The following is a 19190-nucleotide window of genomic DNA, read 5'->3' on the forward strand; positions in this document are numbered from 1 at the left end:
CAATTAGAAAATTTATCCCTAACTCCAACGCTTCAAAAAAAGTACTTAAGATCGTTAATTCTGGTATACAAATTTCACCTACCATTATTAAGGGAGTTCTGAATAATGTCGGTGAAATTGAGTATTATTCCGATAAAAACAAGAATCTTTCCGATAAATCTCAGAATCTTTCCGATAAAACATAAAATTGTTCCGATAAATCTCGAAATCTTTCCGATAAAACATAAAAAACAGTGAATCCGCAAAATTTGGATTCACTGTTTTCTTTAAAATTTTGAGCCTTTATCGCCGTATTCGTTGAGTAGTTCTTCAAACGATTTGTTTTTTTCACGTTGTTTGCGTTCAAATGCTAGCTTTGCTTGACGCTCTTCCTCAGCGGCCTGTTCTTTCGCTGTTAAATCTTGTTTTGCAGCTTTTAGTTTGGCAAGCACGTCACCGCCAAGCTGATCCGCTAATGTAACGGCCTCCTGCTTTGGTAAGCTGGCTTTCATGCCATCATTTGCATGTTGCTGCTGTTTTCGTTTCTTTCCCATTTTGTAATTCACCTTCTTATCGACTTCACGGGCGTTTGACAACTGTTGCTACGCCTTGCCCACCACCGATACATAATGTTGCGAGACCTGTTTTCGCATCACGCTTTTCCATTTCATGTAAAAGCGTGACTAAAATGCGCGCACCACTTGCACCAATTGGGTGACCAAGAGCAATTGCTCCCCCGTTGACATTTAGTTTATCATGATTAAAGCCTAGTTCGCGATCCACAGCAATAGATTGAGCTGCAAATGCTTCATTCGCTTCAACTAAATCTATATTATCTAACGTCACATCAGCCTTTGCCAATGCCTTTTTTACTGCCGTTACTGGACCAGTTCCCATAATAGCTGGATCAACCCCTGCACTTGCATTTGCTGTAATTTGCGCCATTGGTTGAATGCCTAACTCTACCGCTTTTTCTTTCGACATCACCACTACAGCCGCTGCACCATCGTTAATACCTGAAGCATTTGCCGCTGTTACAGTGCCTTCCTTTTTAAAGGCAGGTCGTAGTTTAGATAGAGACTCTCCAGTAACCCCATTACGCGGGAACTCATCTTGTTTGAAAACAATAGGATCTCCCTTGCGCTGTGGAATTTCCACAGCTACAATCTCATCATTAAACTTCCCTGCTGCAATTGCCGCTTCCGCACGCTGTTGTGAACGTGCTGCAAAAGCGTCTTGTTCTTCTCGTGAAATTTCATAGGCATCACATAAATTTTCTGCTGTAATACCCATATGGTAATCATTAAATGCACACCATAATCCGTCATGAATCATCGTATCAACTACTTTTTGATCCCCCATGCGGAAGCCTTCTCGTGCATTTTTTAATACATACGGTGCTTGGCTCATATTTTCAAAGCCACCTGCAACGATAATATCCGCATCGCCTGCTAAAATAGCCTGTGTCGCTAAGTGAACTGCTTTTAGTCCTGAGCCACAAACTTTGTTAATTGTTAATGCTGATACTTGATGTGGTAAGCCTGCTGCAATTGCTGCTTGACGAGCTGGGTTTTGACCAAGTCCAGCCGATAAGACATTCCCCATAATGACCTCGTCGACTTGTTCACCTGCTACGCCAGCACGTGCTAATGCTTCTTTAATAACAATGCTCCCTAATTTTGTCGCTGCTACGTCTTTTAATGTTCCTTGGAATGAACCAATAGCTGTACGTACAGCACTCACTATTACAACCTCTTTTGACATCACATTTCTCCCCTTTTCCCCGTTCAAAATCAACACTGCATGCATATGCTACTAGCAGATATATATATTTTAACAAATATTTTGACGATTTTCGATAGATAGAAATAATCGCACTTTTGCCAAAGATATTGTAAAATGTTGACGTGTTTTAAACAATCTCAGTTGGGAACATTACAAGTAAGAAAAGTGCATACACAGGACGTTGGAGGTGTTAATAATGAAAAAGAAAATGCTTTTATTTTCAGGTATAACGACAACGCTTGCCGCAGCAGCAACAGGTCTGTTCGGCTTCGCTCTTTCTAATAAATTAATGTACATTAAGCAAAAGGATCCTGAATTTGTTCGTGAACGCGAAACTACTGCTAAACGTTATGACGAAGCTTGGTACAATAAAAATTTAAAATGCGAATTAAATATTGACTCTCCAAACGGCTATACGATACGCGGTATTATGTTTCAGCCATTAGAAACAAATAACACTATCATCATTTGCCACGGGGTAACAGAAAATAAAATCAACTCAGTCAAATATGCTCGACTTTTTGAACGACTTGGCTACAATTCCGTTATTTTTGATCACCGTAGGCACGGGGAGACAGGTGGGAAAACGACTAGCTACGGTTACTATGAAAAAAATGACCTTGACGCAGTTGTCAAAACTGTAAAAGCTATGATTGGGGAAAACGCCATTCTTGGTATTCATGGTGAATCGATGGGTGCTGCAACAATGTTACTATATGCAGGGACGGTAGAGGACGGTGCAGATTTCTATATTTCTGATTGTGCGTTTTCTGATTTCTCAATGCTGCTTAAACAAATTGCGAAGACAGAATTTAAATACGGCTCAATTATTCCAATTCGATTTGCAGATTTCTTTGTCCGCTTGCGTGACGGCTATTCCTTCAAAAGTGTTACACCTGCTGAGGCTGTGACAAATATTGAAAAGCCCGTGCTCTTTATTCACAGTATTCCAGATACATTTATTCCGGCTTCCATGTCACTGGACTTATACCATAAAAAGAGTGGTCCAAAGAAACTGAAGCTATTTGATAACGGTGCTCATGCACAGTCCTTTAATGAAAATATGGCTGAATATGAGGATTTAATTCATGACTTTTTAGAAAATTTTATCTATCAAAGAATTAAGCATGATTCTTCTTCATCTAATGTCATTCCATTTCATTTTTAGTGCATATGAAAAGCTCTTGTGTCAAAAAATAAAATATAGCTCTTCCGCAAAACGAGAGGTTGATTTCCGTTCAGACTGAGCGCTTTGTAGCTGTCGCTTTGCTTTCGCTACAGAAAACATTTGTTGCTGTCGCTTCGCTTTCGCACAGATAAAACGAAAATTCAACAATACATCAGTGTGAAAGCAAAGCGGCATGACTCATATCCTCAAGAAAGCAAGTAGTCTGGAATGGAAATCCCCTCATTTAAAGCGTCATAACCATTACAAAGATTGCTTTGACTATTTTGTTTTCAGACACTTTGAAAAACCTTTCGAGCAGAATGAACATGCACGCAAGGTTTTTCAAAGTGTTTTTATTCTGCAAAAACGATATGCCATTCATCACGTTTCGCTAAAAATTCTTTGGCTAACGCTTGTGCACCTTCTAAACTATGGCTAGCTGCCCAGCCGCATTGTACTTCATTACAAGCAGGAACAGCAGTTGCCTTTGTAACGTCCGTAAAAGTTTTTTCTAAAATATTTAACAAGTCCTGATAATTATTGTGATTAATAAGTGATACATAGAAGCCTGTTTGGCATCCCATTGGACTGAAATCCACAATTTGATCGGAGTGATTTCGAATAATGTCAGCCGATAAATGCTCTAAGGAATGTAATGCAGGCATTTCCATATGCTCTTTATTTGGCTGTTTAAAACGAATGTCATATTTGTATACTTCATCGCCATTTTTCCCTGTTTTTACACCCGCTAAACGTACATACGGTGCTTTAACTTTTGTATGATCTAAATCAAAGCTTTCAACATTTGTTTTTTCTTTCTGCAATGCACAAAACTCCTTTATATAGAATATTTCCATTATAACGAGTTTTTCGATAGAATTGTATGATTTTTAAGAATTATTCAAATATTTTTCGAGGTTACCTTGGCGTAATTGCGTCCGGAAGCTTTAACTTCTTTCTGCGGGTTTTTGGATACCCGCTGAAAGAAATTAAAAAAACAACTAGCCAAGGCTTGGACTAGTTGCTCTTTAAAAATTCCTACTATTTTTGGAATTTATTCATTTGTGTCATCATTTGACGTACTTGCTTTTCAGACGGCGTACGACCCATTTGTGCCATCATCATACGAATCATTTGTTCGTTAATTGGTGGGTTTTCTTTTAAATATTTCATCATAGCTTTACGAGCGAAATAGAAACCAAGTGCTGCGCCCGCTGCTAACGCGATAATAACAATAATAATCCAGCCCCATGTAGGCATACAACCAACCTCCTCCACTACAATATACCGAGAAAAAAACTCTCCACGCTCCATTATACACCAAATTTTAGCGTGTTACTATATATTGTAGTGAATTTTCCTAATGCATTGTATACTTCATTGGTTTTAACCACCCACACTCATTATCCTGTTTATTAAAAGCAATAAAACGCTCACTCATTTTCGCAAGCATCTGAAATAGATCCAAATCGAGCATTCGTGATCCTTCACAATAGACACAAATTTTACGTTCCACTAAATAAATAGCCATTTTCCCTTTTATTGGATGTTCTAAAAATAAAGCATTACGAGCCCTCTCTAAATGTGCATACTTGGAATCTAGTTGCGCCTCTAGCATTGTAGCTATCTCTTCGAAGCGAACCGTTTCACATATATATGCAAGCTCTTTTAAGGATTTCTCATTAGCGTCTTCACAGCCTTGCATCATTTCTAATAACTTACGCTCTCTGCCGAAAATAAACGTTAAATGCTCTTCTTTAATTTTATATATGGAATAGGTTCTCACTAGAAATCCTCCTTCGCTCATTTCTTTTTCATAAGTATAGCTCATCCACACTCTTTAATTTGTCAAACGAAGGAGGCCCTCATCTTCTATTTTTGTCGAAAACTTTCTACTTTCGGTTCTATCAATTACTTTATGACATAATGCGTTTCTTATTAGTTATTACATGTCCTATCTGTGTTCTATTTTTGCAAATGTGCACCTCTTCTATAGCAGCTTAGACTATTCTCAGCCTCAAGACCTAGAGCAAAATCAATTTCCAGTCCGTTTTAGAAGAGCTTTCTAATAGGTAATATAAAAGTACAAACGAAAGGAGCTAGAACATATGAGAAAATTTCTTTTATTAACAGGAGGCTTCATCGCAGCATGTGTTGCACTTGCCTTAGTTGGACCGCTCGCTGGCTTACTATTTTCTGGTTTATTTGTAGCGCTTGGCATGCACTTCTATATTGCAAGCAAGTCGACATTCGGCAAAATCATTTGGTTTACAGTTGGTCTGATGGGTGTTCTATCAGCAATATCTAATGTCCCGGCTATGGTTGGTTTAGCGGCAATCGCTATCATCTATGTGATCTACAAAAAATGGAATAACGAAGATGTAAAAATTCCAACAATTGAAGCGAAAGAAGAAGATCCGTTTACAAACTTTGAAAGAGAATGGTCAAACTTAACAAAATAAAAGGAGCGAATTTAAATGAACTTATTTCAACGTTTTAAATATACAATAGAGGCAGATTTACATCATGTATTTGATAAGAAGGAACAAAAAAATCCAATTGCAATGTTAAACCAATACATTCGTGAGGCAGAAAAGCAAACCGAGCAAACTGGAAAATTATTAGAGCGTCAAGGTCAGCTAAAGGAAAAGCTTGAGCAGGAATTTAAGCAAAATGCAGAATTACTAGCTAAACGTGAAGCTCAACTAAAATTAGCTACTACTAGCGGTGAGCAAGATTTAATCGACTTCGCAACTGACGAAGTAGCTGCTTACACAGCACGTAACAACACATTACAAGCAAGCATTGAAGCAAGCACACGTGAATACTTTGAGCTTGAGCGTAAATTTGAAACAATGAAACACAAAATTAAAGACATGAAAGTGCGTCAATTACAGCTTATGGGCAAAGAAAACGTGACACGCGCACACCATCAAATGGACGGGATGATTGCTAAAAATAATAAAACGAACTTTGAAGATTTAGAGTCATATATCGATAAGCTTGCTTACCAAATCGACAAAGATCATGAAGTAACATCTTTCGAGACTCGCCTTGCACAGCTTGAAAAAAATGCCGCAGAAGAAAACGCACCACTGCTTATTGAAAACAAATAACATGTTATAATGAAGGAAATGCGCCATATTTAGCGGCGCATTCTTTCACGTTTTGAACTAGAGGGACCCCATTCCCTCTCTTATACTCTTAGTAGAAAGAAGGGTGACCCTCTTGCAAAATTTCACAACTAATAAGCTCACATTTTGGGTACTATGCTTCTTTTTACTCGTTTTTGTGGAGCTCACAATTTTTAACAACGGTGGTGCCTTTTGTTTATTAATTGGAGCCGGACTTCTTTATTTAAGTTTCTCAAAAAAAGTTCGTTTCTTTAAATGGACGGGGATTTTCTTTATCGCAATCGCACTCTTTACAATGTGGAGTTTACGCTTCTTTATCGTCATTATTCTCTTATATATGCTCTATCAATACTTGCAAAGAGAAAACCAACCAAAAGTTGTTGGTTTGGAGCTTTTCGAAAAGCTCCCCGCTACGAAAAACGAATTAATCGGTACAATGCCTGCACCTGTAGAAGCCTATAAATGGCAAGATGTACAAATCCAGCGACTTGCAGGTGACATTACGATTGATACAACACAAACTATTTTACCAGCTGGCACAAGTCTCATTACGATTCGCCAAGGCATTGGTAAGGTGCAAGTTTATATTCCATATGAAATTCCATTCCGTTTACAATACACAACATTGTTTGGTGAATTGAAATGTCTACATGTTGGGCCACAACGCATACTCAATGAAAGTGTAAGTTTCTCAGATGGAAACCCTGAGGATGCAAAGCGTACACTCGTTATACATGTTGCAACATGGCTTGGGGACTTGGAGGTGCTACGTAAATGATAGCCTTTATCTCGAGATTATTTACGCTATTTTTCATTTTGTTGAGTGCTGCATTTGGACTCCTTGTCGCTATCTGGGGCGAGCCAAATGAGAAAATATGGGGGCCATTATGGCAGCAGAATTATAATAATATACCACTTGGCGGTTATATTGCCCTCAGTCTTTTTGCGATCAGTTTACTGATTGCAAGCTGGATTAGTATGACTGCTCGTGCAAGAGAAGCTCAGGCAACCCGCATTGTGAAACAATTAATTGAACCAGATTTTGTATTACCTAAAAAACAACCTTTACCGAAACCTTTGAAAAAAGCTTTGGAACAAACAAGTGAGTTAATCGATACTCAACGAAAAAGCTTACAGCGCTTATCCAATGAACGTGCAGAAGCCAACGATAAAATTATTCAAGAACGAATTATTGCTGAACGCCAACGCCTTGCTCGTGAACTGCATGATTCTGTATCGCAGCAATTATTCGCTGCTTCGATGTTACTTTCCGCTTTAACGGAAACTGACGAAAATGCCACAAGCTTAAAGCAGGTCGAAAAAATTGTACAACAGGCACAGCTTGAAATGCGCGCATTATTATTGCATTTACGTCCGGTAGCTTTGCATAATAAAACTCTTGCTCAAGGTCTTGAGGAGTTAATTATTGAGCTGCAGCAAAAAGTATTTTTTCATATTGAATATGAGCTAGAGGAAATGTCATTATCAAAAGCGGAAGAGGATCATTTATTCCGCATTGCACAGGAGGCGTTATCCAATACGCTACGCCATGCCAAAGCGAGCGAAGTTGAATTACTGCTCGTTGCCCGCGATGATTTAGCTATTTTACGTATCCAGGACAATGGCCTCGGCTTTGATGTCGAAGCTGATAAATCTACTTCTTATGGTCTGCAAAATATTGCTGAACGTGCTGTAGAGATTGGCTGTATGTATAAAATTGTGTCAGTGCCTGGTGAAGGTACAATTGTAGAGGTTAAAATCCCGCTACAAAAGGAGGAAGAAGTGAATGATTCAAGTGTTAATAGTGGATGATCACGAAATGGTGCGTATCGGTGTTTCTGCCTATTTGTCAGCACAACCAGATATCACTGTCGTCGGTGAAGCTGAAAATGGTAAAGAGGCAGTGGAACGAGCTCTCGCCCTACGTCCAGACATTATTTTAATGGATAATGTCATGCCAATCATGACTGGAGCTGAGGCGACAGCTGAAATTTTAGCAGCATGGCCAGAGGCAAAAATAATGATGGTTACAAGTTTTTTAGACGATGATAAAGTTTATCCTGCATTAGAGGCTGGTGCAGTTAGCTATATTTTAAAAACTTCAAATGCAAAGCAAATCGCGGATGCCATTCGCAAAACGATGGGCGGCGAAACCGTGCTCGAGCCAGAAGTAACTTCAAAAATGATGCATCGTATGCGCCACGGCAATAGCAGCCCACTTTATGAGCAACTTACAGATCGTGAAATGGAAGTATTACTGCTGATGGCACAGGGCAAAGCAAATCAGGAAATCGCCGATGAACTATACATTGCTTTAAAAACGGTGAAAACACATGTCAGCAATATTTTAGGGAAGCTCGATGTTCAAGATCGCACACAAGCAGTTGTCTACGCTTTTCAAAATGGGCTTGCGAAGTAAATTTTTCTTGGGTCGTTTGATTAAATACTGGTCTTGCTAGTTTATCAGCGATATTGCTTGGGTTATCAGCGATTTCGATCTTTTATCAGCGATTCTACCTTGCTTATCAGCGATTTTCGTCTTTTATCAGCGATTCTACCTAGCTTATCAGCGATTTTCGTCTGTTTTCCAAAAAATACGAAACTGCATTTCTACCAATGCAGTTTCTGACTATCTATTAACCAAGAAGTTCTTTAATTTCATTTACACTGTTAACTATATATGTTGCTTGTGCATCCGTTAATTCTTCGAGTGAGCCATAGCCAAAAGTAACACCGATAGAATCAATTTGATTTTCATGTGCCCCAACAATATCGTATTTTCGATCTCCAATCATCATAAATTGATTGTTATCCACTTCATTAAAATGTTCGCGTACAAATGCGATAATCTCTCCTTTTGCGGATCGTGTACCATCAAGATTGCTACCTGCAACAAGGTCAAAAAAATGTTCAAGGTTGAAATATTTTAAAATCTGTTCGGCAAATAAAGTTGGCTTTGATGTAGCAATTGCTAATCTATATCCCTGTTGCTTTAAATCGGCTAACAAAGCTGGAATATTTTCGTACAGTTTATTCTCAAACATCCCTCTTTCCGTGAATCGTTCCCGGTAATCGCTAATAGCTTGCTCAATTTGCGCATCATTAAATCCATAAATTTCACGAAAAGATACTTGTAATGGCGGTCCTATAAAACTTTCAAGTTCATCTAAATCGCTTACTTCGATATCTGCCTTTTGTAATGCGTATTGAACTGATTTCGTTATCCCTATCTTCGGATCAGATAATGTTCCATCTAAATCAAATAAAACAACGCTATATTTCTTCATCACAAGCTCTCCTTATAAAAAAATTACTTTATCAAATTGATTGATAGACTGTTGAACCAAAATCATGAATATCTTCGATGTAGTCAAACCTATCTGGTGAACCAAAGCTATTAAATCCTCGAACTGCCACAATATTTTCTTTTGGAATTACCAGTACTGCTACGCTTGTATAACCAAGTAATTGAAAACTTCCTTGAGGTAATATCGGGCTTAACTCTGTAATCCCCTCCCTCTGTTGAGGCTGAATAAACCAGAAAAATCCATTAGTTGGAGAGTGCTTAGGTTTAGAATTCGGGGATTGAATTGACGTTGAAAGCTGTATGATTTCCTCAGGTATAATTTGTTTTCCATTTATTTTCCCTTTGTTCAGATGAACTTGCCCCCATTTAGCTAGCTCTCTTAATGAACTATACATATTCATTTTGCTGCCATCGCATATATCACTTTCATACCAAAATGGACTATCATTATGAATTACTTCTATATGCTGTTCGTTTTTTTCACTGAACCAATTTGTTTCAGTAAAAGACAATGTCTGAAATACTTGTTCATCCACGATTTCTGCAATCGTTCTTCCAGTAACTTTATAAATGACTTTTGCAAGTAATTCTACATTAATATCTCGGTATGCCCAGTTATAACCTGCTTCGAATTCCTTCATTATTTTTTCATTTTGACGACGTAAGCCGTGAGTATGTGTTAGTAGATGTCTAATTGATACATCGGCAAAAACTTTTTCATTTTCTAAATAATCACTTAGTGGATCATCTATTGAGGCAATATAGTTATGATAAATCGCATACGCTACAGCAAAACCTACATATGTTTTACGAACAGAAGCAAGATGGAAAAGAGTATGCGTTCCTACCCTCTTTGCGTCTTGGTGTTGTCCTTGCATGCCAAAATATTCTTCTAGTACGGTTTGACCATGCTTATTAATAATAACTCCGCCACCAGTACAATCTAATTGTGAGAAAGTTTTCTTTACTTGTGTGAGTATAGCTTGTGAGTTCATTTAAATAGCCCTCCTACTCTTCTCATTGTATACCAAACAGAAATTAATACCAGAAGGTTCCTTCTCCAAGGAACCTTTTATTACCATAAACGTTATTATTTATAAGGAGGGGTTGTGTGGATACTCGATTTACTTATAAGCATTTCGTAAATGAAAATACGTTTTCACTTCTTGATCCGATTTTTGAAACTACCCTACTTTTTGCTGTTTTGCTACTCATTATCGTGATTATAAAAAAAGTATCTATTTGGTTTTGTTTACTTTTTGCAAGCCTCTCAGTAATTGTCACAGGTCAGCTCCTTTGGTTTAGTGGCATTATTGTTGATGAGCTAAATTTAGGAGGAAGTAACAAGGGCTTTTACTGTTTTGTCGTTATGCTTCTCATTCATTGTGCAGCTGTTTGGATTTCTTTAGTGAAGTCCTCTAAACATGAAAAAATACCGCAGTACTCAGAGGAGATTTAACCTACTGAGTATTGCGGTATTTTATAAATTATAGTGCTTTTACCTTCGCTACAACATTGTCTACTGTGAATCCGTATTTTTCCATTACCAATTCACCTGGTGCAGAAGCGCCGAACTTGTCGATTGCAAGAACGTCTCCTTCGAAACCAGTGTACTTATGCCAGCCGAATGATGCGCCCATTTCGATTGCAAGACGTTTTGTTACAGCTTTTGGAAGAACAGACTCTTTGTATGCTGCATCTTGTTTTTCGAAGCGATCCATAGAAGGCATTGAAACTACTGCTACATCCACACCATCAGCTTTTAATGCTTTTTGTGCTTCAATTGCAAGTGAAACCTCAGAGCCTGTTGCAATTAAAATGGCATCTGCCACTTCTTTTGTAGCAGGAGACACTGTATAAGCACCTTTAGTAACACCTTCACGCACTGTATCAATAGATGCGTCAAGCACAGGTAAGTTTTGACGAGATAATACTAAAACAGTTGGTGTTTTTTCAGATGCTACTGCTAGCTCCCATGCAACTGCTGATTCATTTGCATCAGCTGGGCGAACAACAGATAGATTTGGCATTGCGCGTAAAGATGCAAGGTGCTCGATTGGTTCATGTGTTGGACCATCTTCCCCTACAGCAATTGAATCATGTGTAAATACATAAGTAACAGGAAGACCCATTAATGCAGAAAGACGTACTGCTGGACGAACGTAGTCAGAGAATACGAAGAATGTACCGCCGAATACATTAAGCCCACCATGAAGTGCCATACCGTTCATAGCTGCACCCATTGCAAATTCACGTACACCAAACCAAATATTACGGCCAGCATAATCGTCTGCAGAGAAATCTCCAGCGCCTTTCATTGTTGTTTTATTTGAGCCAGCAAGGTCAGCTGAACCACCGAAGAATGATGGTGTTTTCTTCGCAATTGCATTGATTGCCTCTCCTGAAGAAGAACGAGTAGCTACTGATTTACCTGCTTCGTATACTGGTAATTCTGAAGCGAAATCCTCTGGTAATTGACCATTCATTGCTTTTTCAAATTGTGCTGCTAATTCTGGGAACTCTTGCTTATATGCTTCAAACATAGCATTCCAAGCTTCTTCTGGTTGTGCCCCTTGAAGCTCTGCAGCTGCAGTAAATGTATCGTATACTTCAGTTGGAATTTGGAATGGTTCATGTGCCCATTCATATGTTGCTTTTGTTAATACAGTCTCATCTTTACCTAATGGTGCACCGTGAGAATCTGCTTTACCTGATTTGTTAGGTGAACCGAAACCAATGACAGTTTTTACTTCGATAAGTGTTGGCTTGCCAGTTGATTTTTTAGCTTCCTCGATAGCTGTGTTAATCGCTTCAACATCTGTACCATCAGCAACTTTTAAATAGTTCCAGCCATAAGATTCAAAACGTTTTTGCACGTTTTCTGAGAATGACTTTTCTAAGTCACCGTCTAAAGAAATATCATTTGAATCGTATAAAACGATTAACTTTTCAAGCTTTAAGTGACCAGCTAATGAAATAGCCTCAGCTGCTACACCTTCCATTAAGTCGCCATCGCCACAAAGTGCGAATGTATAGTGATCAACGATGTCATGACCTGGTTTATTGTAAGTAGCTGCTAAATGACGTTCAGCCATTGCCATACCAACTGTCATAGCAATACCTTGACCTAGAGGACCTGTTGTTGCCTCTACCCCAACAGTATGACCATATTCAGGATGTCCTGGAGTTAATGAATCCCATTGACGGAAGTTTTGAATTTCTTCCATTGGTAAGCCGTAGCCACCAAGATGAAGTAGGCTGTATAGAAGCATAGAGCCATGACCTGCAGAAAGTACAAAACGATCGCGGTTATACCATTTTGGATTTGCCGGATTATGGCGAAGTTGTTTTGTCCAAAGCGTATAAGCCATTGGCGCTGCCCCCATCGGTAAACCTGGGTGACCTGAGTTTGCTTTTTCAATTGCATCGATTGACAAAGTTCGGATAGCATTAATCGCTAGTTGATCCGCATGTTGAGTCATTATGTTGTGACATCCTTTCTCGTCCTATATATTGTTCTTTTACAGTTTAGTCAACATTGCTTCAGAAAACAATGTTTTTGTTATACTATTTATGTTTTGTTACATACTTTATCTTTATTCAGTAGAAAAATACCGCCTAATTATAAAAAAATATTTATTTAAATAAAATATTTTCACAGATGTGACCGTATAAGGCCAACTGAATAAAGATAATGCCTCCGGCGGATGTCACGGATTTTGAAAGGAGTTAATATAAGAATGTTAGCCTAAAACCTTCGCATCCTGTGAAAACGGCTAACTGACCTGCATCTTGCAGGCCTAAGCCCAATTCAAAATCCGGACGCAATTACGCTGAGGAGTAATTGATCTAAATGTGACACATTAATTTAGAAATTTATTTTTTTTCGCTTGTTTTACCTTCTCTGGTGTTACATCATTACCTTCTGGATCTACCACTTTTACATTTTCAATTGTATCACGCATCGTTGCTCTAAATGTAGCTAGATACTCCTTGCGAAGCGCTGTTTGTTCTTTAGCTTCTGACTCTGTTAATTGTCCACTTTTAGCCTTGGCAGAAAGTTCATTGATTCGGTTAATTTTTTCTTTTGATAACATAGTTACACACCTTTCAATACATATCTTAATGAATATGGTATGCAAAGTATAGCATGGATTCCCTTAAAATGCAGTTATACCAACCTTTTTAGTGACCCTCAACATTTACAATAAATGCCACACCATACATGACTTTGTGAAGTTAGTTGTGTAAACTAATTTATGGGGTACAAAAAGATCCATTTATGTTTGGGGGAAAAATGAAATGTTTATCAAAACGAAAAGACTATTAATAAGAGAATTTGAGGTTCAAGATTGGCAAGCTGTCTATGAATATACTTCAAATCCAAATGTGATGAAGTATATTCCAGAGGGCGTTTTTAATGAGGAGAACGCAAAAAATTTTGTTTCAGAAAATAGCGGTGACAAAGCAAAACACTTTCCTGTTATTTTACTAAATGAAAATATTGTCATTGGTCATATGGTTTTCCATCAATGTTTTGGTGACCATACGTATGAAATTGGTTGGGTATTGAATCCGAACTATTACAATAATGGCTACGCCTCTGAAGCCGCAAGAGCTGTACTAGACTATGGATTCAAAGAAATGAAACTTCATCGAATTATTGCAACTTGTCAGCCAGAAAATATCCCATCGTATCGAGTGATGGAGAAAATCGGCATGAGACGCGAAGGTTATTTTAAAAAATGTATACCACACGGAGATGAGTGGTGGGATGAATATTATTATGCTGTATTAGATGAGGAATGGGCATAACCAATTCTTTATACTTTTGTTAATAGATCGTAGGAAACGCTATTAGTTGAAATAAAAATAGTGGAGGCTGGGACAGAACTCGATTATTTTGAAAAATAGCGAAAACAGATAATAACTTTTCCGCTTCAATGAGTAGAGTGTTCCTTCCTAAATCAAAAAAATGTTAGACCAATTGCAAGGTCTAACATTTTTTCTTTTTGTTGCAGCCTCTTTTTTAAAGTCAAAATGTCCAATATATTGGACGTTTTACATTAGTTTCCATGTAATAAATAAACCAACACTTTAGACAAAAGGAGGTATAAGTCTGAAGAATATAATAAAAGCACTAAGAAAAAAATTAGGACTAACACAAGAAGCCCTTGCAAGGGAATGTGGGGTTGTTAGACACACTATTAATTGTATTGAAAATGATAAGTATGACCCAACTCTTGAATTAGCCTTTAAAATTGCTAAAGCTCTAAATAAAAAAGTTGATGAGGTGTTTATATATGAGTAAATTCCATCTTGAGTATATGATAACAATGAAAGATTTTGTAAAGGAGAGTGCTGCGATATTACGAAAAAATACGAATGAGGTTACGTTACCTGTTTCAAAAGAAGATCAAGATACATTAATTTGTATGCTTAAGTATTTAAAAAATAGCCAAGATCCGGATATTTCAAAAAAATATAAATTACGTTCAGGAGTTGGCTTATCTGCCAATCAAATTGGTCTGAATAAACGAATGTTTACTGCACTTTATAAAGATGGAGGTAAATATCATGAATATATGTTAATTAACCCAAAAATCGTTAGTCACTCTTTAAACATGATTTATTTACCGGAGGGGGAAGGTTGTCTTTCGGTCAATAGAAACGTTAATGGCTTTGTTCCAAGATATGAAAGAATTAAAGTTAAAGCATATGACATACATGGGCAAGAAACCATTTATCATTTCAATGGATACGGTTCCATCGTAATGCAACACGAAATAGATCATTTAAACGGTATCATGTTTTATGACAGAATAAATAAAGAAAATCCATTTAAACTACCAGACAATGTTATTATTGAGAGTTTGTATTAATTAAGAAAAGACTAGTAGTGCAATTTTACCCGAAATAACGGTCAGTACGATTAACTGACCGTTATTGGGCCAACAAAACGTTGGTCCCCTAGCGTCGCCACAAGATAAGGCTTCCTATCAGCAGGATGACAAAACTCCCACTGATTGAAGTTTCATTTTATTTACCCGTCAAACTTTCTTGATGTTCCCTATATCTCCGATGTACAGTAGCTTTACTTACATCAAAGCCTAGACTTTTTAGTGTCATGGCAATTTCATCAAATGTGAAGCCTCGATTACGTAGCTTGATAATCTCTTCAACAGGCACATCCTTACGTTCTTGACCATTAGGATTTCCCCGATTAGATAAATTGTTTTCAGGACGATAGCCATTTTCAACGGCACGACGCATACCACGACGTATTTTAGCATTATGGATTCTGCGCTGGTACTCCTCTACGATCGCTAAAATCTCTAGTAGCATCGTATCCATTTCATTTAATTGTACAGGGCCCTCGTCTCGCATAGAAAAAACATCCGTTTCAGTTTTTTGTAATAAATGCAATACTGCCATTCTAGCATTTCCACGTCCTAAACGTGTTTCATCCTGTACAAATAATGCTTTAACTTCTTTTTCTTTAATAAAGTCGAGCATTTCAAGTAAGCCCTCACGTTCCACATCATAGCCACTATGCTTATCCATAAAAACGTGCTTCACTTCGTAGCCCTGCTCTTTAGCATAGCGCATCAACTCCTCTTGTTGACGCTCAAGCGAGGAACTTTGTGTCTCTTTTTCTGTACTTACACGGCAATAGACAACAGCCGATTGTTGTTTATTAATCATTGTTCATTTCTCGCAATTTCAATTGAATTTATGGGCATGGACTGGTCACCCACTACTGGAATCACTAGGGATTTACCTGCAATAATATCAACGTTCGATAATTCATTTTCTGCCTTTACAAGCTTAATCCAATCATCCGTTTTCATTTTACCAGAGTATTGCTCAGCTAACGACCATAAACTATCACCATGTTCGATTTCAATTTCGGCGTAAGTAACATCGCCTGGATCTGTTATAAAAAGGTATGCTGCAAATAGTAGACATGCCCCTAACAAAGTAGTAATATGTGGATTTTTCTTTAACCAGTTCATCATCACAACCCCTTTTCAGAATGTTTGTTCGGAATGTATGTTCTTATAATAATGCGAACAAATGTTTTTGTCAAACACTTTTCGAACCTATGTTTGCTTAAGTGTTCGCATTCTGTTATACTACTAATAAGTAGAATGATTAGAAAAAAAGAGGTGAGCAATCATGAAAAAAGTTTCGAAAAGACAAGAAGCCATATTAGAGTTCATCAAAGAAGAAGTACGCACAAAGGGGTATCCACCATCTGTACGTGAGATTGGTGAAGCAGTTGGACTTGCTTCAAGCTCAACAGTTCATGGACATTTAGCTCGTTTAGAACAAAAGGGCTTCATTCGTCGAGACCCAACTAAACCACGCGCTATTGAAATCCTAGAGCCAGAGGATTCTATTCAAAAGCAACAAGTTGTACATGTCCCACTTGTTGGGAAGGTTACAGCAGGTTCTCCAATTACTGCTATTGAAAATATCGATGAATACTTCCCACTTCCAGATATTTATGGTACAAGCGAAGATGAGTTATTTATGCTAGAAATTATGGGTGAATCAATGATTGAAGCTGGCATCTTAGACGGTGATTTAGTCATAGTTAAACAAAGAGCAACAGCTAATAATGGTGATATTGTCGTAGCCATGACTGAAGAGGATGAAGCAACTGTAAAGCGTTTCTTCAAGGAAAAAAACCATTTTCGTTTACAGCCTGAAAACGCAACAATGGAGCCGATTATCGTAGACCAAGTTTCTATTTTGGGGCAAGTTGTTGGTCTCTATCGTCGTGTACATTAGTATCTCAATATTAAAGTATAAAAAGAGGATATTATGTTCGCATATACCTCTTTTTCTTAATTTAAGGCTAGAGAATCAAGCAAGATGAGCACGAGTACACGCATTTAGTCCAGTCCTTTTGGAAAAAATCAAAATACGAAAACGCGTTGCTAGAAATAGTACTAAATGAAGATGTCGAAGGAGACTTTTCGGACATCTTTTTTCTTTTGATCATAACTTTGCTTAAAAGAAAAAAAGAATCCACTTTAGCATGGATTCCTAGTAAGCATCGAAACGTCGAACTAGCAATTTTAAGTTATCAAGTATTATGCCTCTACTTTGAATTTCAAACTTGCCCTTACAAATGCAGTAAATAATTTCTTCGATCCACCATCTCCTACAATGGCAAGCTCTTCAGGATGCCACTGTACGCCCAGACAAAATGGTAAATCTTCGTGTACTACCGCTTCAACGATACCATCACTTGATTTTGCTGCTACTTTCATTTTTTCCGAAACTACATTTACAGCCTGATGATGAAATGAATTAACAGCAATTTGCGCTTCCTCAATAATCGTTTTTAGTAGTGTATCAGGTGTAACATGAACATAATGTGTAGCAACGCCTCGAGCCGCTTGTTGTTTGTGCTTTAATAATTTACTACTATGATATTCGCTATCAATATCCTGATAAACCGTACCTCCTAGCGCTACATTTAGTATTTGCATCCCTCGACAAATGCCAAAAATCGGCATTTGGCGAATAAAGGCCGCTTCAATTAAGGCAAGCTCCACAGAATCCCTTTCTGGATGAACTTTCCCTAATTTCGGTGTAGGTTCTGCACCAAAGAGAAATGGATGTACATCATAGCCACCCGATAATAATAATCCATCCGTTAACGATAAAATTTGTGCTACATCCTTTTCTATGCCAAGCGGAATTATCAATGGAATTCCACCAGCTTCAATGACACTTTTGCTGTAGGCGGCGTTTAATCTAGAAGACAAATCATCTTCCACAAAGGCCGTTATACCGATAACTGGTTTCACTTTATCCCCTCCATGATCCACAAGATTTACGACTTACCAACATTCAAAATACCAATTCATCAACGCGTCTCCATAAAAATAGACAACGATCCCTGCTAGCGCAATAGATGGTCCAAATGGTATAGGCGTTTTTCTTCCCTGCCTACGGACCTTTAACACCACTATCCCAACAATCATTCCAATCACAGCTGATACAAATAGTGTCAGAAGTGTATGTATTGTGCCGAGTACAAGACCGAGTAAAAAGAATAATTTAATATCGCCACCACCCATACCACCTCTTGATAAAGCAGCAATACTATATAGTATGCAAAATCCTACGACAGCACCAACTATACTATCCCACCACGGAGACAACGGCGATATCAAGCGTCCAATAATTAGTAATGGTAAAAAGAATAGGAGTATTTTATCAGGAATAAGCATATACGCAAAATCCGATACAACAATAATTACTAATAATGAAATCAATAATAGTGCTACAAAAAATTCTGCACTAAAGCCTAATTTCCAATAAGCCAAGGCAAATAATATGCCTGTTATAAGTTCCATCAGTGGATAAATCCCAGAAATTTTTTGACCACAGCTACGGCATTTCCCACCTAAAAACATATAAGACAACACAGGTATCAAATCAAGCACAGTCAACTTTCTCTTACAATGAATACAATGCGAAGGTGGACGGAAAATCGACCCTTTTATTGGTATCCGTAAGCCCACTACATTAAAAAAAGAGCCAAGAACGAAGCCAAAAAGTAAAACAATAATTGTATAAGCCATTTCCATCTTTATGTCCTCCTATACCAATAGACGCCCATACAATTCAAGTATGCGCGCCATTTACATTATTGTGATCCTTCAAAATAGATCGTCGTTACCTGTTTTTCCTAATCTTCTAGTATACTAAAGTTAATTATAGCAGTTTTCATCACACGCTTTGTATTATAATTTTCAGATTTTTTAAAATACATTTCTAGCAACTTAAAATTTGA

General features: G+C 37.7%; 25 protein-coding genes. 11 read left to right on the forward strand and 14 right to left on the reverse strand.

All coding sequences use genetic code 11. The features are described 5' to 3' along the window. Positions 1–266 precede the first annotated feature (266 nt). Both BFJ97_RS02255 and BFJ97_RS02260 read right to left on the reverse strand, forming a co-directional pair. Positions 267–533, reverse strand: a complete 267-nt coding sequence (locus tag BFJ97_RS02255) for a YqkE family protein (RefSeq protein ID WP_068983020.1) — start codon at positions 531–533, stop codon at positions 267–269. Positions 534–558: 25 nt separating this feature from the next. Next, positions 559–1743: an acetyl-CoA C-acetyltransferase gene (locus tag BFJ97_RS02260; protein ID WP_068983021.1), complete on the reverse strand. Its 1185-nt coding sequence runs from the start codon at positions 1741–1743 to the stop codon at positions 559–561. A gap of 217 nt (positions 1744–1960) precedes the next feature. Between BFJ97_RS02260 and BFJ97_RS02265 the strand changes: the two genes are divergently transcribed. Further along, positions 1961–2932, forward strand: coding sequence for an alpha/beta hydrolase (locus tag BFJ97_RS02265; protein ID WP_068983022.1), 972 nt, complete (start codon positions 1961–1963; stop codon positions 2930–2932). Between the two features lie 21 nt (positions 2933–2953). On the opposite strand, the gene BFJ97_RS24500 is transcribed toward BFJ97_RS02265, so the two are convergent. From BFJ97_RS24500 to sirA, 4 genes are all read right to left on the reverse strand, one after another. After that, positions 2954–3127, reverse strand: a complete 174-nt coding sequence (locus BFJ97_RS24500) for a hypothetical protein (RefSeq protein WP_175401656.1) — start codon at positions 3125–3127, stop codon at positions 2954–2956. Positions 3128–3285: 158 nt separating this feature from the next. After that, positions 3286–3789: an S-ribosylhomocysteine lyase gene (locus BFJ97_RS02270; protein WP_068983023.1), complete on the reverse strand. Its 504-nt coding sequence runs from the start codon at positions 3787–3789 to the stop codon at positions 3286–3288. A 184-nt stretch (positions 3790–3973) separates the two neighbouring features. Further along, positions 3974–4192, reverse strand: coding sequence for a YneF family protein (locus tag BFJ97_RS02275; RefSeq protein ID WP_068983024.1), 219 nt, complete (start codon positions 4190–4192; stop codon positions 3974–3976). Positions 4193–4292: 100 nt separating this feature from the next. Further along, positions 4293–4718, reverse strand: coding sequence for a sporulation inhibitor of replication protein SirA (sirA, locus tag BFJ97_RS02280; protein WP_068983025.1), 426 nt, complete (start codon positions 4716–4718; stop codon positions 4293–4295). Between the two features lie 322 nt (positions 4719–5040). Here sirA and BFJ97_RS02285 point away from each other — a divergent pair, with 322 nt between their 5' ends. The 5 genes from BFJ97_RS02285 (at position 5041) to BFJ97_RS02305 (ending at position 8485) form a co-directional block, all read left to right on the forward strand. After that, entirely contained in the window at positions 5041–5394 is a 354-nt protein-coding gene (locus BFJ97_RS02285; protein WP_068983026.1) for a lmo0954 family membrane protein, read from the forward strand. Positions 5395–5409: 15 nt separating this feature from the next. Beyond that, positions 5410–6048: a PspA/IM30 family protein gene (locus tag BFJ97_RS02290; RefSeq protein WP_068983027.1), complete on the forward strand. Its 639-nt coding sequence runs from the start codon at positions 5410–5412 to the stop codon at positions 6046–6048. Between the two features lie 103 nt (positions 6049–6151). Continuing rightward, positions 6152–6844: a cell wall-active antibiotics response protein LiaF gene (gene liaF, locus BFJ97_RS02295; protein WP_254660099.1), complete on the forward strand. Its 693-nt coding sequence runs from the start codon at positions 6152–6154 to the stop codon at positions 6842–6844. Continuing rightward, positions 6841–7878: a sensor histidine kinase gene (locus tag BFJ97_RS02300; protein WP_068983029.1), complete on the forward strand. Its 1038-nt coding sequence runs from the start codon at positions 6841–6843 to the stop codon at positions 7876–7878. Before liaF ends, BFJ97_RS02300 begins: the two co-directional genes overlap by 4 nt. Continuing rightward, entirely contained in the window at positions 7853–8485 is a 633-nt protein-coding gene (locus BFJ97_RS02305; protein ID WP_068983030.1) for a response regulator transcription factor, read from the forward strand. The genes BFJ97_RS02300 and BFJ97_RS02305 overlap by 26 nt, the downstream gene beginning before the upstream one ends. Positions 8486–8702: 217 nt before the next feature. Here the strand turns inward: BFJ97_RS02305 and BFJ97_RS02310 are convergent, their stop codons facing one another. Next, a complete protein-coding gene (locus BFJ97_RS02310; RefSeq protein WP_068983031.1) occupies positions 8703–9353 on the reverse strand; it encodes an HAD family hydrolase in 651 nt (216 codons plus the stop codon). A gap of 31 nt (positions 9354–9384) precedes the next feature. Next, positions 9385–10368: a serine hydrolase domain-containing protein gene (locus BFJ97_RS02315; RefSeq protein ID WP_068983032.1), complete on the reverse strand. Its 984-nt coding sequence runs from the start codon at positions 10366–10368 to the stop codon at positions 9385–9387. Positions 10369–10484: 116 nt separating this feature from the next. On the opposite strand from BFJ97_RS02315, the gene BFJ97_RS02320 reads away from it, so the two are divergent. Then, positions 10485–10832, forward strand: coding sequence for a hypothetical protein (locus tag BFJ97_RS02320; protein ID WP_068983033.1), 348 nt, complete (start codon positions 10485–10487; stop codon positions 10830–10832). A 28-nt stretch (positions 10833–10860) separates the two neighbouring features. On the opposite strand, the gene tkt is transcribed toward BFJ97_RS02320, so the two are convergent. Both tkt and BFJ97_RS02330 read right to left on the reverse strand, forming a co-directional pair. Further along, positions 10861–12855 carry a transketolase gene (tkt, locus tag BFJ97_RS02325; protein ID WP_068983034.1) on the reverse strand — a complete coding sequence of 665 codons (1995 nt, stop codon included), beginning with the start codon at positions 12853–12855 and terminating at the stop codon, positions 10861–10863. A gap of 381 nt (positions 12856–13236) precedes the next feature. Then, the gene (locus BFJ97_RS02330) at positions 13237–13470 is read right to left on the reverse strand and encodes a DUF896 domain-containing protein (protein WP_068983035.1); all 234 of its coding nucleotides are present in this window, start codon (positions 13468–13470) and stop codon (positions 13237–13239) included. 205 nt (positions 13471–13675) lie between these two features. Here BFJ97_RS02330 and BFJ97_RS02335 point away from each other — a divergent pair, with 205 nt between their 5' ends. The 3 genes from BFJ97_RS02335 (at position 13676) to def (ending at position 15255) form a co-directional block, all read left to right on the forward strand. Then, on the forward strand, positions 13676–14188 hold the full coding sequence (locus tag BFJ97_RS02335) for a GNAT family N-acetyltransferase (protein WP_068983036.1): 513 nt from the start codon (positions 13676–13678) through the stop codon (positions 14186–14188). Positions 14189–14492: 304 nt separating this feature from the next. Further along, the gene (locus BFJ97_RS23385) at positions 14493–14684 is read left to right on the forward strand and encodes a helix-turn-helix transcriptional regulator (protein WP_083226907.1); all 192 of its coding nucleotides are present in this window, start codon (positions 14493–14495) and stop codon (positions 14682–14684) included. Continuing rightward, entirely contained in the window at positions 14677–15255 is a 579-nt protein-coding gene (gene def / locus BFJ97_RS02340) for a peptide deformylase (protein WP_068983037.1), read from the forward strand. The genes BFJ97_RS23385 and def overlap by 8 nt, the downstream gene beginning before the upstream one ends. A 157-nt stretch (positions 15256–15412) precedes the next feature. On the opposite strand, the gene BFJ97_RS02345 is transcribed toward def, so the two are convergent. Both BFJ97_RS02345 and yneA read right to left on the reverse strand, forming a co-directional pair. Next, positions 15413–16078, reverse strand: a complete 666-nt coding sequence (locus BFJ97_RS02345) for a YneB family resolvase-like protein (protein WP_068983038.1) — start codon at positions 16076–16078, stop codon at positions 15413–15415. Further along, positions 16075–16392, reverse strand: coding sequence for a cell division suppressor protein YneA (gene yneA / locus BFJ97_RS02350; protein WP_254660100.1), 318 nt, complete (start codon positions 16390–16392; stop codon positions 16075–16077). Before yneA ends, BFJ97_RS02345 begins: the two co-directional genes overlap by 4 nt. A gap of 160 nt (positions 16393–16552) precedes the next feature. Between yneA and lexA the strand changes: the two genes are divergently transcribed. Next, positions 16553–17170 (forward strand): transcriptional repressor LexA, encoded by a 618-nt coding sequence (gene lexA, locus BFJ97_RS02355; RefSeq protein WP_068983040.1) that lies wholly within the window; start codon positions 16553–16555, stop codon positions 17168–17170. A gap of 305 nt (positions 17171–17475) precedes the next feature. Here the strand turns inward: lexA and BFJ97_RS02360 are convergent, their stop codons facing one another. Beyond that, the gene (locus BFJ97_RS02360) at positions 17476–18198 is read right to left on the reverse strand and encodes a gamma-glutamyl-gamma-aminobutyrate hydrolase family protein (RefSeq protein ID WP_068983041.1); all 723 of its coding nucleotides are present in this window, start codon (positions 18196–18198) and stop codon (positions 17476–17478) included. Between the two features lie 33 nt (positions 18199–18231). Beyond that, positions 18232–18984, reverse strand: a complete 753-nt coding sequence (locus BFJ97_RS02365; RefSeq protein WP_068983042.1) for a prepilin peptidase — start codon at positions 18982–18984, stop codon at positions 18232–18234. Positions 18985–19190: the final 206 nt, after the last annotated feature.

It is taken from the genome of Lysinibacillus xylanilyticus, from assembly GCF_001708185.1.
GTDB lineage: Bacteria > Bacillota > Bacilli > Bacillales_A > Planococcaceae > Lysinibacillus > Lysinibacillus xylanilyticus_A.

Excerpts from the sequence above, each read along its gene's own strand:
- BFJ97_RS02255 (WP_068983020.1), bottom strand. The coding sequence starts at position 533 with ATGGGAAAGAAACGAAAACAGCAGCAACATGCAAATGATGGCATGAAA.
- BFJ97_RS02260 (WP_068983021.1), bottom strand. The coding sequence starts at position 1,743 with ATGTCAAAAGAGGTTGTAATAGTGAGTGCTGTACGTACAGCTATTGGT.
- BFJ97_RS02265 (WP_068983022.1), top strand. The coding sequence starts at position 1,961 with ATGAAAAAGAAAATGCTTTTATTTTCAGGTATAACGACAACGCTTGCC.
- BFJ97_RS24500 (WP_175401656.1), bottom strand. The coding sequence starts at position 3,127 with ATGCCGCTTTGCTTTCACACTGATGTATTGTTGAATTTTCGTTTTATC.
- BFJ97_RS02270 (WP_068983023.1), bottom strand. The coding sequence starts at position 3,789 with ATGGAAATATTCTATATAAAGGAGTTTTGTGCATTGCAGAAAGAAAAA.
- BFJ97_RS02275 (WP_068983024.1), bottom strand. The coding sequence starts at position 4,192 with ATGCCTACATGGGGCTGGATTATTATTGTTATTATCGCGTTAGCAGCG.
- BFJ97_RS02285 (WP_068983026.1), top strand. The coding sequence starts at position 5,041 with ATGAGAAAATTTCTTTTATTAACAGGAGGCTTCATCGCAGCATGTGTT.
- BFJ97_RS02290 (WP_068983027.1), top strand. The coding sequence starts at position 5,410 with ATGAACTTATTTCAACGTTTTAAATATACAATAGAGGCAGATTTACAT.
- BFJ97_RS02300 (WP_068983029.1), top strand. The coding sequence starts at position 6,841 with ATGATAGCCTTTATCTCGAGATTATTTACGCTATTTTTCATTTTGTTG.
- BFJ97_RS02305 (WP_068983030.1), top strand. The coding sequence starts at position 7,853 with ATGATTCAAGTGTTAATAGTGGATGATCACGAAATGGTGCGTATCGGT.
- BFJ97_RS02310 (WP_068983031.1), bottom strand. The coding sequence starts at position 9,353 with ATGAAGAAATATAGCGTTGTTTTATTTGATTTAGATGGAACATTATCT.
- BFJ97_RS02315 (WP_068983032.1), bottom strand. The coding sequence starts at position 10,368 with ATGAACTCACAAGCTATACTCACACAAGTAAAGAAAACTTTCTCACAA.
- tkt (WP_068983034.1), bottom strand. The coding sequence starts at position 12,855 with ATGACTCAACATGCGGATCAACTAGCGATTAATGCTATCCGAACTTTG.
- BFJ97_RS02330 (WP_068983035.1), bottom strand. The coding sequence starts at position 13,470 with ATGTTATCAAAAGAAAAAATTAACCGAATCAATGAACTTTCTGCCAAG.
- BFJ97_RS02335 (WP_068983036.1), top strand. The coding sequence starts at position 13,676 with ATGTTTATCAAAACGAAAAGACTATTAATAAGAGAATTTGAGGTTCAA.
- def (WP_068983037.1), top strand. The coding sequence starts at position 14,677 with ATGAGTAAATTCCATCTTGAGTATATGATAACAATGAAAGATTTTGTA.
- BFJ97_RS02345 (WP_068983038.1), bottom strand. The coding sequence starts at position 16,078 with ATGATTAATAAACAACAATCGGCTGTTGTCTATTGCCGTGTAAGTACA.
- yneA (WP_254660100.1), bottom strand. The coding sequence starts at position 16,392 with ATGATGAACTGGTTAAAGAAAAATCCACATATTACTACTTTGTTAGGG.
- lexA (WP_068983040.1), top strand. The coding sequence starts at position 16,553 with ATGAAAAAAGTTTCGAAAAGACAAGAAGCCATATTAGAGTTCATCAAA.
- BFJ97_RS02365 (WP_068983042.1), bottom strand. The coding sequence starts at position 18,984 with ATGGAAATGGCTTATACAATTATTGTTTTACTTTTTGGCTTCGTTCTT.